This is a genomic window from Qipengyuania marincola (assembly GCF_029688625.1).
Taxonomy (GTDB): Bacteria; Pseudomonadota; Alphaproteobacteria; order Sphingomonadales; family Sphingomonadaceae; genus Qipengyuania.
Window position 1 is genome coordinate 447776 of record NZ_JARULC010000003.1, and the last position, 14745, is coordinate 462520.

15 protein-coding genes are annotated in these 14745 nt (G+C 59.7%); 4 read left to right on the forward strand and 11 right to left on the reverse strand.

What is annotated here, in order from left to right; all coding sequences use genetic code 11:
• From gntA to P8Q88_RS12150, 3 genes are read left to right on the forward strand one after another with little or no spacing between them, the layout of a single operon-like run.
• On the forward strand, nucleotides 1-690 hold the full coding sequence (gntA, locus tag P8Q88_RS12140) for a guanitoxin biosynthesis heme-dependent pre-guanitoxin N-hydroxylase GntA (protein WP_278324095.1): 690 nt from the start codon (nucleotides 1-3) through the stop codon (nucleotides 688-690).
• On the forward strand, nucleotides 687-1274 hold the full coding sequence (locus P8Q88_RS12145) for a DUF1989 domain-containing protein (protein WP_278324096.1): 588 nt from the start codon (nucleotides 687-689) through the stop codon (nucleotides 1272-1274). Before gntA ends, P8Q88_RS12145 begins: the two co-directional genes overlap by 4 nt.
• Nucleotides 1267-1812: a DUF421 domain-containing protein gene (locus P8Q88_RS12150; protein ID WP_278324097.1), complete on the forward strand. Its 546-nt coding sequence runs from the start codon at nucleotides 1267-1269 to the stop codon at nucleotides 1810-1812. The genes P8Q88_RS12145 and P8Q88_RS12150 overlap by 8 nt, the downstream gene beginning before the upstream one ends.
• Here P8Q88_RS12150 and P8Q88_RS12155 read toward each other — a convergent pair.
• The 3 genes from P8Q88_RS12155 to P8Q88_RS12165 are packed head-to-tail and all read right to left on the reverse strand — an operon-like array spanning nucleotide 1809 to nucleotide 4147.
• The gene (locus tag P8Q88_RS12155) at nucleotides 1809-2582 is read right to left on the reverse strand and encodes a Crp/Fnr family transcriptional regulator (protein WP_278324098.1); all 774 of its coding nucleotides are present in this window, start codon (nucleotides 2580-2582) and stop codon (nucleotides 1809-1811) included. The two genes, P8Q88_RS12150 and P8Q88_RS12155, sit on opposite strands and share 4 nt — an antisense overlap.
• Before the next feature lie 33 nt (nucleotides 2583-2615).
• Nucleotides 2616-3461: a sulfotransferase family protein gene (locus tag P8Q88_RS12160; RefSeq protein WP_278324099.1), complete on the reverse strand. Its 846-nt coding sequence runs from the start codon at nucleotides 3459-3461 to the stop codon at nucleotides 2616-2618.
• Nucleotides 3458-4147: a Crp/Fnr family transcriptional regulator gene (locus P8Q88_RS12165; RefSeq protein ID WP_278324100.1), complete on the reverse strand. Its 690-nt coding sequence runs from the start codon at nucleotides 4145-4147 to the stop codon at nucleotides 3458-3460. The genes P8Q88_RS12160 and P8Q88_RS12165 overlap by 4 nt, the downstream gene beginning before the upstream one ends.
• Nucleotides 4148-4411: 264 nt before the next feature.
• Between P8Q88_RS12165 and P8Q88_RS12170 the strand changes: the two genes are divergently transcribed.
• The gene (locus tag P8Q88_RS12170) at nucleotides 4412-5473 is read left to right on the forward strand and encodes a glycosyltransferase (RefSeq protein WP_278324489.1); all 1062 of its coding nucleotides are present in this window, start codon (nucleotides 4412-4414) and stop codon (nucleotides 5471-5473) included.
• On the opposite strand, the gene P8Q88_RS12175 is transcribed toward P8Q88_RS12170, so the two are convergent.
• The 8 genes from P8Q88_RS12175 to P8Q88_RS12210 all read right to left on the reverse strand — a co-directional run bounded on the left by P8Q88_RS12175 (nucleotide 5380) and on the right by P8Q88_RS12210 (nucleotide 14686).
• Nucleotides 5380-6321, reverse strand: a complete 942-nt coding sequence (locus P8Q88_RS12175; protein WP_278324101.1) for a glycosyltransferase family 2 protein — start codon at nucleotides 6319-6321, stop codon at nucleotides 5380-5382. The genes P8Q88_RS12170 and P8Q88_RS12175 overlap by 94 nt on opposite strands.
• Complete coding sequence (locus P8Q88_RS12180) at nucleotides 6318-7355, reverse strand: hypothetical protein (protein ID WP_347569014.1); 1038 nt, start codon at nucleotides 7353-7355, stop codon at nucleotides 6318-6320. Before P8Q88_RS12180 ends, P8Q88_RS12175 begins: the two co-directional genes overlap by 4 nt.
• Nucleotides 7356-7453: 98 nt before the next feature.
• Nucleotides 7454-9508: an HAD-IIB family hydrolase gene (locus P8Q88_RS12185; RefSeq protein ID WP_278324490.1), complete on the reverse strand. Its 2055-nt coding sequence runs from the start codon at nucleotides 9506-9508 to the stop codon at nucleotides 7454-7456.
• Nucleotides 9509-9573: 65 nt separating this feature from the next.
• Entirely contained in the window at nucleotides 9574-10146 is a 573-nt protein-coding gene (locus P8Q88_RS12190) for a nucleotidyltransferase family protein (protein WP_278324103.1), read from the reverse strand.
• A 13-nt stretch (nucleotides 10147-10159) separates the two neighbouring features.
• A complete protein-coding gene (locus P8Q88_RS12195; RefSeq protein ID WP_278324104.1) occupies nucleotides 10160-11011 on the reverse strand; it encodes an XdhC family protein in 852 nt (283 codons plus the stop codon).
• Nucleotides 11011-13200 (reverse strand): xanthine dehydrogenase family protein molybdopterin-binding subunit, encoded by a 2190-nt coding sequence (locus tag P8Q88_RS12200; RefSeq protein WP_278324105.1) that lies wholly within the window; start codon nucleotides 13198-13200, stop codon nucleotides 11011-11013. Before P8Q88_RS12200 ends, P8Q88_RS12195 begins: the two co-directional genes overlap by 1 nt.
• Nucleotides 13197-14180 carry an FAD binding domain-containing protein gene (locus P8Q88_RS12205; protein WP_278324106.1) on the reverse strand — a complete coding sequence of 328 codons (984 nt, stop codon included), beginning with the start codon at nucleotides 14178-14180 and terminating at the stop codon, nucleotides 13197-13199. Before P8Q88_RS12205 ends, P8Q88_RS12200 begins: the two co-directional genes overlap by 4 nt.
• Nucleotides 14177-14686 (reverse strand): 2Fe-2S iron-sulfur cluster-binding protein, encoded by a 510-nt coding sequence (locus tag P8Q88_RS12210; RefSeq protein ID WP_278324107.1) that lies wholly within the window; start codon nucleotides 14684-14686, stop codon nucleotides 14177-14179. The genes P8Q88_RS12205 and P8Q88_RS12210 overlap by 4 nt, the downstream gene beginning before the upstream one ends.
• Between the last annotated feature and the right edge of the window lie 59 nt (nucleotides 14687-14745).

Here is a 14745-nt window from a genome sequence, read left to right on the forward strand (position 1 = left end):
ATGCTCGCTGTTGAAAGTCGGCTTACTGGTCGCCTTGCGGAAGAGTTCAAAGCGCATATCGCTATGGCCTCTTTTCCTTGCGTCGGTGCGAAGTCGGCACTTGCGAAGGGCCTTCTGGAAATCGTGATCGCTTTCGATATGCGAAGCGCCTGGGACGATCTGCGCATACATGATCGGCTCATAGGGTGGGCGCAAACCTATCGTGACGATCCGGAAGGCTTACGGAGCCTGGCTGTCATCTTCTCACAACCGTCGAGCCTCGACGAGAATGAGTTTGAGCAGCTGCTGTGGGAGCGACTGCAGTCGTTTGCCGAAAAGGACAATTGGCTCGGCCAGCCATACGATCCGGCGGTCAGTGCCGATCCAGACGATCCGCACTTCTCGCTGAGCTTCGGAGGACAGGCCTATTTCGTCGTCGGCCTTCATTCCGCAGCCTCCAGACCAGCTCGACGGTTCTCGCATCCCGTGATGGTTTTCAACCTGCACGACCAGTTCGAACAGTTGCGCGCGGGCGGTCGATACGAACGGATGCGCGAGGCCATCCTGGAGCGCGACAGACAGCTGGCCGGCGACATAAACCCGATGCTGGCGCGTCACGGCGAAAGCAGCGAGGCGCGGCAGTACAGCGGTCGAATGGTCGGCGAAGATTGGGAGTGCCCTTTCCGCGATCCGAGATTGGAGAGAGAATGAATCGCATCGAACCACGCACCGGCGTCGCCTTCACCATGCGCCGCGGGGCGACCCTCACGGTTCGCGATCCGTACGGTCAGCAAGTCTCCGACCTTGTCGCCTACAACTCCGATGACGTACGGGAGGTCATCTCCAATGGACGAACCTTCGATTATGAAGAGACCATCCATTTAGGCTGGGGTAATCGCCTGTGGTCGAACCGCTCCAACCCCATGCTCACAATCACCGACGATACCGCGCAATGCCATGATTTTCTGCTGACGCCGTGTTCGGAGCAAACCTTTCAGCATTTCTATCCGGACAAGCCGGTCCATCGCGGCTGTTTTGGCAATCTGGCGGAGGCGCTCGAGCCGTATGGCATCGGTCCCGATGATATTCCCACCGCGTTCAACATTTTCATGAATGTGCCCGTGGATGGCCAGAGCGGATTACTCGCAGTGAAGCCGCCCAGATCCAAGGCTGGTGACAAAATTCAGCTGCGTGCGGAGATGGATTTGATCATCGGTCTGACCGCGTGCTCCGCCTACGATTCAAATGGTGGGTCATTCAAACCAATTGATTATTCGGTGAGCGAAGTTGACTGAAACCCCGAATATCTGGTCGAATTGGGAGCGGGTCGTGGAGATTTCCGCGAACGCGCTTCTGTTCTACATTCTCATCATCGTCATGGTCCGGGTCGTCGGGAAAAGGACCACCAGCGAATTCAACAATTTCGACTGGATCATCAACGTCGCCGTGGGAAGCCTGGCGGCAAGCGGAATTCTGCTACGCAACGTGGCAAGTGTCGATGCGATCGCAGCCATCGTAGTTCTCGCCGCCTGCCAGTTCGTCACCACGAAACTAGTGATGCGGAGTGATGATGTCGCCGATGTCGTTAAGGCGGAGCCGACCTTGCTAACCCACAAGGGCGAGTACCTGCGGGACGCGATGGCGCGAACGCGGATCTCGGAAGAGGAGATAAAGACTGCCCTGCGCGCTGCCGGGATCACAGCTAATTCCGATGCCAATTGGGTTGTCCTGGAAACGAACGGCACCATGTCCGTCATACCGCGACAAGATGTCCAATGGGGTGACGCCGATGCTCTATCAGACGTCAATTGCCCCGACGGACTGGAAGGTTAGTCCCAATCTTCCTTCACCTTCAGCGGGCCATCACCATAGAGATAGTCCGGATCAAACTGGGCGTACTCCTTCAACGCGTCCCAATCGCTGGTGTACAGGTCGCCCCTGCGAATTTCCGCAATTCCAAGTTCGCGAAGTTTCCCTACGGCGCGGTTGGCATGGATCGCACTAACCCCGCACATGTCAGCCATATCGAACTGGGTAAATGGGGTACGCAAAGCGCGGGTGACGCTGCGGCCAATCAGATCGAGACGTGTGTGCAGCTCTGCATAAAGATGCGCGATGCGCCGAGGCGCGTCCAGCTGTTCGAGGGTCTGGATCCATTTGCGATGGATTGCAGCATCGAGCAGCGTGGCGAACCACATCGCTCGGGCAACACCCGGCCGATCCCGCATGACCCGGCGAAGCGTGTCATGGCTGACGCAGCCGACTTTCACGCGTCCGGCAGCATCGACGTTATGGTCGAGCCGCTTCAAAGCAAATCCATGCAAGTCGACAAAATCGCCCGGGACATGCACGCCCGTAATGAAACGCTTGTCCTTAGTCTCGATAGTACGAAAGATGTAACCTTCGATGAGGATCGTACTGCGATCGGTCCTGACACCCCGTTCGAGCAGGCGCGTGCCGTCCTCGTGCTCTTCCACGCTCTCGACGAGTTCTTCGATGTAGTTCAAATCATCGAGACTAAGATTTCGTCGCAACCTGCCAGCGAGAAAATCGCCGGTGAGGGGGAGGCGACCGAGCTCGATGTCTCCAGTCTTTGCATCCATGACGCGCGGTTAAGCAAAGGTGCGGAAATGCGTCTATTGACGGATGTTAGCTTTCTGTTCTTTTTGCTCAGAAGGCTCGGATTTTATGAACCGTTCGGACTTCGTGGCGCTTGCGACCGCCTCGCGGATATCCCGCAAGGGGTGCCGACATATCGGCTCGAAAGGGTCACATTGGCCGCCGGCTCGATAGCCCCACTTCTGCATCCGTGCTGCTAGCTCTTCGTCCAAGTCGGCTGATACACGATAGCGGCGATTACCATCCATGATCTTGAGCCCGGTGGGCTGATCGTCAAGCGACAGGAACGCGAATAACGACCGCCGCACCCTGCCCGCATCGGCGACCAGATCTTCATATCTGATCACGAGCGCCGAATGTAGATAGGCAAGGTCTGTCGCCATAAGGTCATAGGCATCGAGCGCGTACCGAACGAGCTCCTGCGGATCGGTATCGACCCATTTGGAGAGTGCAGCTGCCATGACCTGCGGATGGCGCAGGATCACGATAAATTGCGACGTAGGAAACAGCTGCTGATACAGTCTCATCCTCGTCAGGTTGACAGGCGACTTTTCGATCCACCACGGCTTCTCCGGCGCGAACCAAGAACGCCAATCGGTGAGCAGACGCTCCTTCGTCTCGAGCGTGTTGTATGCGGAAGACTCTGTATAATGCTCCTCGGGGGCGGTGGCGTAATGACCTGGTCGACCATGAAGGGCCGTATGCGGAATCGCCCCTTGGAGATAGCACCCCTCGTTTTCCGGTGCTGGCGAAGCCGAAATTGCGGAAACTTGCGGGTGCGATCCGATAATCCGTGCGATTAGCGAGGTTCCCGTGCGGTGGAGTCCTGCGACAAAGATGAACCTGTTATTCAAAGGGTTCACCCGAACTTCCTAATCGCCAGTTCACCTCCGCCGTAGAGATAATCGGGTCTAAAACCTGCATAATCTTCCAGCTTCTGTCGGTCTGGGATTCGCACTTCGCCACGCCGGAAATCGACGAGGCCTTGTTTGCGCAAGTCGGCGAGTGCACGATTTGTATGGATGGGAGTAGCGCCGCACATATCGGCGATGTCGGATTGTGTCAGAGGTGTTTCGAAACCGTCCGGATAGCCCAGCCCGACCATCTCCAGCCGCCGCCAAATTTCGGCAAAAATATGTCCGATCCGCTTTGGTGCGGTCAGCTGTTCAAGCTTCATGATCCACTCGCGATGCATGGCGGCATCCAACAGGGTGGAAAACCAGAAGAGGCGCGCCAGATGCGGCTTCTCCTGCATGATATTCGCAATCGCTGTATGCGGCACCTGCGCGATTTTCGTGGGACCGACACAATCGATGTTGTGGTCGAGCCGTTTGAGCGCGAAGCAGTGGAGGTCCACGAAGTCACCCGGCACGTGGAAACTCACACCATAGCGCCGGTCCTCGCTTTCGAGAGTTCGCAGCATGAAACCTTCGACGAGCATCGTGGAGCAGTCGCACACGTCGCCGCGCGCAATCAGGCGGTGACCATCGTCAAAGGTCTGCACATCACCAGCCAAAGCCTCGAGCTCGGCCTTCTCGGCATCGCTCATGTCCTGCCGGAGCCGCCTCGCAAGGAAGCGGCCAGTCTTCGGATATAGCTCCAGTTCGCTTGCGGGAGTCATCGAACCTCCTGACCACTAAACCCAACGGCCTGCCGCACGTTCCGGTCGCTCATTCGACGAATGTTAGCTTTGCCGTCTCCCGGCAAGTCCGCCCGTTCTGCAACACATGTCGGATCGTCTCGGATTTAGCCGGTGAAAATCGCCGTACTCGCCCATATTCGCCATGCAATTGCCGAACCGTTTAGCGGGGGAATGGAAGCGCATTGCGATATGCTGTGTCGCGGCCTGCGCGCAGCCGGTCACGAAGTCGACATGTTTGCGGCCGACGGGTCCAGCGATCCGGGCCTCGTGCCCATCTGCGATGCACCTTACGACGAGGTGCTGCCATGGCGTGTCTATAGAGGCACACGGGAACTCGCCGCTTACCAGCGCGACGCGTTCGAGCGAGTTTTAACGAGGATTGGAACTGGCGAGTACGACGTGGTGCACAACAATTCGCTGTTCCCGGAAATCATCGAGTGGTGTGCGCATGCCGGAATTCCCTGCGTCACCTCCCAGCATGTCCCGCCCTTTGGCTCGATGTTCGATGCCGTTTTGGCCAGCAGCCAGCACCCCAACATTGGTGCCACCGTCACATCGCGCGACCAACTATCCTTGTGGTCGCAGAAGGGATGCGCGGATCTGAAGGTAGTACCAAACGGCATCGACAGCCAGGCCTGGCTGCCGGTCGGAGAGGTTGGCGATTACTTCACATGGGTGGGCCGCATCGTACCGAACAAAGGTCTCGGACACGCGGTACGAGCCGCACGCCTTGCTGGGATCCGGCTCAAAGTCTTCGGGCCGGTGGAAGATGCAAGCTATTTTGCGGATGAGGTTGAACCCTTCCTTACGGATGGGATCGAGTTTCACGGCCACAAGTCACGCGCAGTCCTGCGCAAGGAAGTGGCAGGCGCTCGCGGCGCTCTCGTCACCCCGCTGTGGGATGAGCCTTTTGGCCTTGTTGCCGCCGAAGCTCTTTCCTGCGGAACGCCGGTCGTCGGTTTCGATCGGGGCGCCCTCGCCGAGGTCGTAGGGGATTGCGGCTATTTAGTACCGAGTGGCGATATTGATGCGCTCGCTGACGCCATTGCCCAAACCGGGCAAATTGATCGAAAGGCATGCCGTCGACGCGCGGTTCAACACCTTTCGGTTCAGGCGATGATCCAAGGTTACGAGGATTGCTATGCCAAGGTTATCGCTGGCGCCCGGCTCGCCTCTTTGCCGCGCCTGGCCTGGTCCTCGAGCGTTTCGAGTACGAGCGCACTGCTCGCATAGGGTTGATCTTCCTGTTGGCGAGTAAGCGCCAGATCTGTCTCGTCGGGCTCTTTGAGCTTGATCCAGCCGCCCTGCCCGTCTGGCTCGATCAATCCCATTAGGCGAAAAGCCCGCAACCAATGCTGCATCGTAGGCTCGCCCCATTTCTCGGCAAAAATCCCGGCGTTCTGCACCACGCTATCTAGGTGATGGACCGGTGGCATATGATGCTTGTGATACTGGTGATAGGCCTTTGCGCCTCGCGCCCACCATAGAGGAACGTCCTTCGACACCAGGGTCCGACCGAAATCCGTGTCCTCACCACCATAGCCAACATACCGAGGATCGAACCCGCCGATCTCGTGGAAAGTTCGCGCCGGAAGGGCAAAATTCAGCGACCAGAAGCAGCGGTAGTCTCCGCACCGTCCAACCATGCCGCGTGGCGGACCAGCACGCTCGGAATGCTTGACCGCCAGGCTCTCGAACCTCTCGAAATCGATCCCTTTGTCGGCTGCGCCTTTAGGGAGGTATCCCACCTCGCCCATCAATACGCCATCGTTGAAGGCCGAAGCGGCGACATAATCCTCGATCAGCCGAGGCGCTGGGATGCAATCAACATCCAGAAAAACGAGCAGGTCGTTTTTAGCCTGAGCGGCGGCATGATTACGCGCCTCCGCCAAGCAAATCCCGGAATTTCCGAGCAACACCTGACGCACAGGGAAGCTCGTCGCCGGGAGGTCATATCGGCGCTCCTGCATGACGGCGACTACAAGTTCACCCGGCGGGCGGGTCGAGTGGTTCAGTCCCTTAATCAGATTGGCGAGATGCGTTTCGCGGCCATGTGCCAGGGTGCAGACGGTGATTGTCATGCCACGATCTCCAGCGCTGGCTTCTCTCCGGATCCCGCCCACAATCGCTGACACAGTTGTTCCAGCCATTCGGCGGCTTTCTGCGGTGCGTCCGGGTCGATTAGAGACCGCTGCCGCTCGACATCGATCAAACTTGCTGCTGTCCATAGCTTTTCCCAAGCCTGAGCATGCGACGGCCATAGCCGCGACACCGCCGCAAGGCCCTCACGATCGAGCACTTCGGCCTTGCAGAACTGCTCGTCGAAATAGCGCCATTCCGGAATGACGACCCACGGCTTGCCAGCAGCCAGTATCATGTGAACCGTGGTGTTGCCGCAGGAAGAGACCACGCGATCGGCGGCGGCGATCCACTCATGTGGATTGTCTACCCATCCCTTGTGTTCGAGATTGCCGGGGGGCGTCTCATGCCATTCGCTGCGTACCTTTCCGATAGTCACCCACCGTACGTCGGGTTCAGCACGTGCACCGAGGGTGAGTGGGGCTGATGGAGTGCCCTCACCACCACCACCGGCGATTACCAGAACGACCTCCTGCTCCGGATCAAGACCAAGTTTCTCGCGGGCCTTGCTCTTATCGATGGGCTGGTCACATTCGACGCCGACACCCGAAGCGTAATGCGTTTTCTGCCGTAGTTTCGCAGGACGGTCAGACTGCTCCAAGCTTGGCGCAAACGGTGCCAGCAACCCGACGGCGCTGTCGTAAGACGCCATGTGTCCCGGGTCGGATCTCTGGCCATGCTGCAGTACAGCGACGTGCGGTATGGAGCAGAGGCGAGCCAGCTGGCCAAGTTCGGCCGAAACGTCGGTCACGAAAAGCGCTGGTTTCGCTTTCTCGAACCATCCCGCGATACGAGATACCGCCGAGGTTATGGTAGGCCAGCCTAACGGTGCACAATGAACCGTAGCAGGCATGGCAAACGACGCCATGGCCGGCGCCTCATTACCCCGAGGTTCGAAGAGCGAGGGCACAGCGATCACCTCGATACGCTTATCTAGATCAGAAAATATCTCCGGCTTCGCGCAGAAGAGCGTCATGTCCCGATGTCCTACGACGCAGTTGGCTATCGAGGCTGCGCGTTCAGCGTGACCGCGTCCCTGGTGGTGAACAAAATAGCCGATGGGTCCGTTCTTACTCATGCCGGAACTCCCGCAGATTGGCGCATACGCAATGTCCGCGCGCGATGGTGAGCAAGAACTCCTTCCAACGCGCCGGATGCATTCTCCCGCCGCGAGCGATAAACGTTGCTGCGCGTAGCCAGCGAAGCAACCTCTTCTGCGTGATTGCCGACGAGGATCGCGTTCTCGCAAGCCGTGAGCATGTCGGCATCGTTGCCGCTGTCACCAGCAGCGAAAACATGGCTTGGCGCCACCTTAAAGTGGTCGGCCACATAGCTCATCGCAGCAGCCTTGCCTGCGTAAGGGGGCAGGACGTCCAGTAGTCTTCCGTGACTGAAGACGACACGCGCCGCTATATTTTCGGATCGGAGCAAATTTTCGATGCGCGCGGCGCATTCTTCGTTTTCAACGAAATAGCTGCGCTTGTAAGGTCGCTGTTCGTAAGATGGTTGGGCGACGAGGTCCGGATACCCATCCAGCAGGCTGTCTACGGCTGCGGGATTCCAATCCTCGTTGATGAACGCCGAAAACTCTTGATCGAGCGTCAATTCGCCCGCTTCTTCCCGATAGACTTCTGTTCCCACCGAGGTGATCCAAGCGAGGGGTGCCGGCAGCCCCCAGTCGCGCACCAGTCGTCGGGCTTCGACAATCGAACGCCCGGTCGCCACGACAAAACCGATCTTTTCACGTCTTTCCATGAAGCGTCGGAAGCGGCGAATGCCTTCCGGGCAGCCAGTCAGAGTGTTGTCGAGATCGCTGACGAGGAGGTGCGTATGCTGCTTCTGCGGCCTTGGCCCCGATAGCACCTCTCGCGCGACTTCGGTGAAACCGGCTGCGTATCTTTCCCAGTTCATCTCGAGGCTGTTGGCCAGAGCATTGCGCGAGCACCGGTTCCACAGATGCCTGTCGGTGACGAGGCGCTCTACGGCAGAACCGATCTCCGATACATCGCGGGGATCGACGAGCAGCCCGTGCTCCAGATCCGCAAGGATGTCCTGTGGTCCCCCGACCTTGGTCGCTACAACCGGAAGCCCATGCGCCGCAGCTTCCACCAGCGTCAGGCCATAAGGCTCCATGAGGGCCGGATTGACGAAAACCCCACGTGTTCGTGCAGCGAGCGCGTAAAGAGCCTGCACGTCATCACGAGAATGGGACTTTGGATAGGCGACGCAACCGTAAAGATCGTGCCGGTCGATGCGCTCGACCAGTTCGCGCTGGACCTGCTGCTGTTCCTCGCTTCCAGTTGCGAGATTTTCACGCAGTCCGGCGAGGATGACGAGATTGCACCGGTCCCGCATCGTTGGGATTGATGCGAAAGCATCAATCAGCGTGGAAAGGTTCTTCTTGCGGACAGGCCGCGCAATCGCGAGCACCATTGGCTTGGAGGGGTCACGGAGAAAGGGGGCAATGAGATTTGTCGCCGAAGCCAAGCTTGCAGCGCGCTGCTGCCGGTCGATCCCCGGGACGAGGCGGTTCACCTTGCCAATTCGAGCCGAGGGATAGGCGACAAGCTGGCGTTCGCATTCGTCGCGTGACGACCCGATCACGGCGCAAGCTCTGTCGATAGCACGGTCTTCTTCTGCAATGCGGGCCTCAATTGCTTGAGAACGCACCGCCATGGCAGTGCGCTTATCCAGACCAAGAGAATGGGCGGTATAAACAAACGGGACGCCTAGTTCTTCTTCCACCCTGATCGCGACATCGGCTGCATCGGCGAAGTGAGCGTGGATCACATCTGGCAATCGTTCGCGCTGGCAAAATTCGGCGATAAGAGCATCCGTAAACGCTTCGCGGTCGGCTCTGAGGGCTTCCTTGGCCAGGTACGCAGAATTTCCGCTATCGATCCTCGTAATGACGAGTTTGGGGTTGATGCGTTCTTCTGCTTGATGATGGACGCTGCCGAGCTGCGGCGCATCGAAGCGGCGGGTTATAATCTCGGCTAAGCTTACATCTTTCCTCCGGGACAGTGCCTCCATTTCGCCCAAAATGTAGGTGATGTGCCCGCCCGTATCCTCGGTCAGGCCATACCGGACCGGTTCGGCTTTCAGGCAGCCGCCGAGCGCGAGCGACACGATATGCAACAGCAATCCCCTTGGTGGTTCAACTCTTTGAACAGGGGAAATCGATAGTCAGGCCCTTAACCAACCAATGTTGGTCCATGCGCCTTTTTGTAGGGTTCGCTAGTCAGTTTTTCGAGATCCCGAACCGTATCGACATCAGCAAGCTCTCGCCAATCTAGTGGGGCGACCAACTCAGCTTCGCCAAACTCGAGACTGCGAGCACCTTGCTCGCCTGTCAGACCTTCCAGCTGTCTAAAAGCCGATCTCGGGAGGATGGCCGGACATCCAGCGGAGCCATCGGGATAGCGCGTGAAGGCTACGCCTTGCGCGGCGATGAGCCGCTCAAGGTGGGTGCGTGAGACAAGCGGCATGTCAGCGAGCATGATGATGACCCGATCGCAATCGGTAAGCGCGCGCACTCCTACAGTGATCGAGGTGCCCATTCCGTTTTCTGCGAACTGGTTCTCGACTCGTATCCACCCCAAGCGGCTTTCAATCGGGCTGTCTGGACCGACGACGACGACGCGCTTGCAAAAATCGATGGCCTTTGCGGTCTCGGCAGCTCGTTCCCATAAGGGTTGTCCTTGGAATTCGGCCAAGAGTTTACCCCCGCCGAACCGCTTCGCTTGGCCCGCTGCAAGCAGGATCACGCCTGTCCTTAGTTCAAGCGGCGACACGCATTTGCTCGTAGCGGCCGACGATTTCGGACAGTGCCGACAGGGCAAGAGTTCGTGGAGACTTGCAGGAAGGCAACAGTCCGATCGGGCTTGTCAGCCGCGCGATTTGCTCTTCCAGAACGCCGCGTGCGGCAAGCGCCAATGTCCGATCGGAACGCGCCCGCTCCCCGCCTTGCGCTCCTATATAGAAGGCCTCACTCGCCAATGCCTGCTCAAGCAAGGCCAGCTCCCATTCGTGATCATGAAAGAGCAGCAGGCACGCCGTCCAGGGATCGTAGCGCACATTCTGGATCGTTTGGCCAAGAGCGAGTCGATTCCGCGAAAACACTTCGACATCGATTGCCATGGCCGAAGCTAAGGCAGTGACAGCCTCGACTTCCTGCCCCTCACCCAGGACGATAAGTTTCAGCGCCGGTAGATAGGCGCGGCTCAACAGTTGCCTGCACTCCCTTAGCGCCAGCCTGGCTGGGCGACGCCCCCGCAGCGCTTCGAGTGCAGTGCGACAGTCGGTCCGATCCGGTGCCGGATCGAGCATGATATCTAGTCCGCCTCCACACGGCAGACGGAAGTCGATTTTCGGCGAACCCCGGCCATAGCGAGCGACATGTGGTCCTTTGCAATTCGCTATATCCGTAGCCAGTTGCTTCTCGAGACAGCCATCGGCGAGATCGCCCACGGTAGATCCATCCGGCAAGACTGCCAGTTGCGCACCGAGGCGCCGCGAGAAACTGCCGTCTATGTTCACGATAGTGCAAAGCCCCACACCGGGCTGGCACGCGGCGGCGAGCGCGAGATGATCCTCGTCGTGCACCGTCTCAATGGTATGATCGGACAGCATCAGTCGGGCATTACCGCGAGCACGCGATCCGGCGTCATCGGATAATCGTAGAGCCGCGCACCGCAGGCGTTGTAGATCGCGTTGGCGATCGCTGCCGCTCCGCCGCACATGCCGAGTTCTCCGATGCCCTTGGCCTGGATCGGGCTGGCCGCGCCATCGCGTTCCTCGACCAGCACGACATCCAGATCGGGGACGTCGCGATGAACGGGCACGTGATACTCGGCAAGGTCGCAGTTGACGAGGTGCCCGTCGCGCGGATCGAATTCCAGCGCCTCGGTCAATGCGACGCCTATGCTCCACGTAATGCCGCCGATGCATTGCGAGCGGGCGGTTTTGGCATTGAGCACGCGGCCGAAACCGAATGCGCCGAGCATGCGCTCGACACGGGTCTCGCCGGTGTAATGGTTGACGCGCACTTCGGCGAAGAATGCACCGAAGCCGGACGCGGTGTAATCGTCTTCGATATCGCCGGGTTCGTAATGTCCCTCGCGGGCGAGGTCCTTGCCTTCGAGAAGGTCTGTCAGCGATTCACCGGTAGCGGTCTTGCCTTCGCTCAGTTCGAGTTTGTCCTCGCTCGTGCCGATCCTTGTGGCCAGTTCCTCGCGGATCGCCTTGCACGCGACATAAACCGCCGAGCCGATCGAAGCCGCGCCCCAACTGCCGCCCGAGCCGGGGCCGCGCGGGTGGCGCGTATCGCCCAACTCGACAAGAACCCGCTTCGGATCGAGTCCGAGCATCTCCCCGGCGATCTGAGCGAGGATGGTGTAGGTCCCGGTGCCGATATCGGTCATGTCGGTTTCGACGAGTGCCGTCCCATCGGTTTTCAGCGTCACGCGCGCCTTCGCCTCTGAGATATTGTGCACGCGGGCGGCACTGGCCATGCCGGTGCCGATCCACCACTCGCCCTCGCGCCGCTGACGCGGTTTGCGTTGGTCCTTGTCCCAGCCAAAAGCCTCAGCACCCTGTTTCAGGCATTCGGCGAGCTTGTGGGAGGAGAACGGCAGTCCGTCTTCGGGATCCTTTTCGGGTATATTGCGCAGGCGCAGCTCGACCGGATCGATACCGGCCTTTGCGGCGAGCACATCCATCGCGCCCTCGAGCGCCGGCATGCCCACCGCCTCGCCCGGAGCGCGCACCGATCCCGCAGTCATGCGGTGGATGCGGGCGACATTGAGCATCAGTTCGCGGTTTTCGCCGCCATACATGAAGTGCGATGATTGTAGCACGGGCTCGGCAAAAGTCTCTCCGGGAAGATTGGACACCAGCGCCTCGTGACCGAAGCCGATGAGCTTGCCGTCGCTGTCGGCCGCCAAGCGCAGACGCTGCGTCGTTTCGCTGCGGCGCATGACCGTCTGGAAAACCTGCTGGCGCGACTGCACGACGCGGACCGGGCGACCCACCTCCTTCGCCGCCAGCGCAGCTGCGACCACTTCCTCGCTGATCCCCAGCTTAGAACCGAACCCGCCCCCGACGAAGCGGGATATGAGGCGGATGTTTTCCTCCTTCATATCAAGCGCATCGGCCAGTTCGGTGATGTTGTAATTGAGCATCTGGAGCGATGCATGGACCGTCAGCTTGTCGCCATCCCATTGCGCGATCGCGGCGTGAGGTTCCATCGCGGCGGACGCGTGACCTTTCGTGGTATAGGTCACATCGACGCTGTGTGCAGCGTCGGCCATGGCATGGGCCAGATCGCCCTGGTGAACTGTCTCGTCCTCCTGCTCCTCGGGTTCGACCTCGCTGGGATCGAGGGGGGCACCCTCCTCCTTGCGATACTCGACGGCCAGGTGCTTGGCGGCGTCGCGCGCCTGCTCAAAGGTTTCGGCCACCACGAGCGCAATCGGCTGGCCCCAGTAGCAGACCTGCGACGGCCCTTGCATGGGCGCTTCGTTCGCCGTTCCCTGCGCCGCGCGGGTGCAGAGCTTTTCGTCGTCGATCACCGCGATGACGCCAGGCATGGAAAGCACACTCTCGCGATCGATGGACGTGACCTCGCCGCGTGTAATGGTAGCTGTGACCAAAACACCTTCGGCGCAGTTCTCGACCGGAAATTCGGCCGCGTAGGACGCGGTCCCGGTGACCTTGGCCAGTCCCTCGATGCGCGGCAGGGGCTTGCCCAGCACACCCTGCTTCATACCGTCGAGACGGTTCGAATTGACGGGTTCGTCCTGTTTGAAATGGACCGTCATGCTGCGTCCTCCGTCGCCTGTGAAAGGACGGCGTGAAGCGTGCGCCGTGTCAGCGGTATCTTGAAGTCGTTCTCGCCAAACCCGCGCGCATTTTCCAGCAGGATGTCGGCTGCCTTGTCGAACAGCGCATCCGAAGGCGGCTGGCCCAGCAGGCATTCTCCGACGCGCGGATCGTGCCACGGCTTGTGCGCCAGCCCGCCGAAAGCGAGGTCGGCGCGCGAAAACTTGCCGTCGGTCAGCTCTATGATGGCGGCAACGGAAACCAGCGCAAAGGCATAGGAGGAACGCTCACGCACCTTGCGATAGATCTGGGTGCCGCCCACTGGCGCGGGAAGAACGATGCCGGTGATGATCTCGCCCGGTTCGAGGACATTTTCGATCCATGGCGTATCGCCCGGCAAGCAATGGAAATCGCGCACCGGTACGCTGCGCTCACCTTTGTCGCCCGAGATGTGAACCGTCGCGCCAAGCGCGCTCAGCGCCACTGCCATGTCGCCCGGATAAGTGGCGATACACTGGTCGCTCGTGCCAAGGATCGCGTGCAGTTTCGCGATACCGTCGATCGCTCCACAACCGCTGCCGGGCTCGCGCTTATTACAGGGCTGGTCGATATTGGTGAAATAGAAGCACCGCGTGCGCTGGCACAGATTGCCGCCGTTGGTGGCCTTGTTGCGCAACTGCTGCGTCGCTCCGGCAAGGATCGCGCGTGAGAGCACCGGATAATCGGAACGCACGCGCGGATGGACGGCGGTTTCGGTATTTGTGGCGAGCGCGCCAAGGCGCAGGCCGCCATTGTCCGTATCCTCGATTTCGGCGAAGCCGAGCCGGTTGATGTCGGCCAGCTGATCGGGCGTTTCGACCTGCAGCTTCATCAGATCGAGCAGATTGGTCCCGCCGGCAATCGCAAGCGTATCCTTGCCTGCGGTCATATTCGAGGCTTCGGCCAGCGAAGGCGCGCGAGTGTATTGGAACGGCCTCATGAGCGCCCTCCTGCCGCGACTTCCTCGATCGCAGCGACGATATTGGCGTAAGCGCCGCAGCGGCACAGATTGCCGCTCATCCGCTCGCGTATTTCTTCACCGGAGATCGCGATACGCCCTTCGAGATTTTCGCTGGCGTCACTGGGCCAATCGGCAGCAATCTCCTCCAGCATGGCGGTGGCCGAACAGATCTGGCCCGGAGTGCAATAGCCGCACTGGAAGCCATCGTGCTCGAGAAAGGCGCGCTGAAGAGCCGAAGGCTCGTCGGGCGTGCCGAGACCTTCGATGGTGGTCACGCTGTCGCCATCATGCATTGCAGCCAGCGTCAGGCAACTGTTGATGCGGACGCCGTTCACGATCACCGTGCAGGCCCCGCACTGGCCGTGATCGCAACCCTTCTTTGTGCCGGTAAGGCCGATGTGTTGCCTCAGGAAGTCGAGAAGACTGACCCGCGGGTCATCGGGAGTGGGATAAGCGGTTTCGTTTACGGTAATCGTGTCAGCCAAGGACGCCTCCTATCCCCTTAGAACCTTCAAGAGGCAAAAGGTGTCCGAAAACCCGGCAT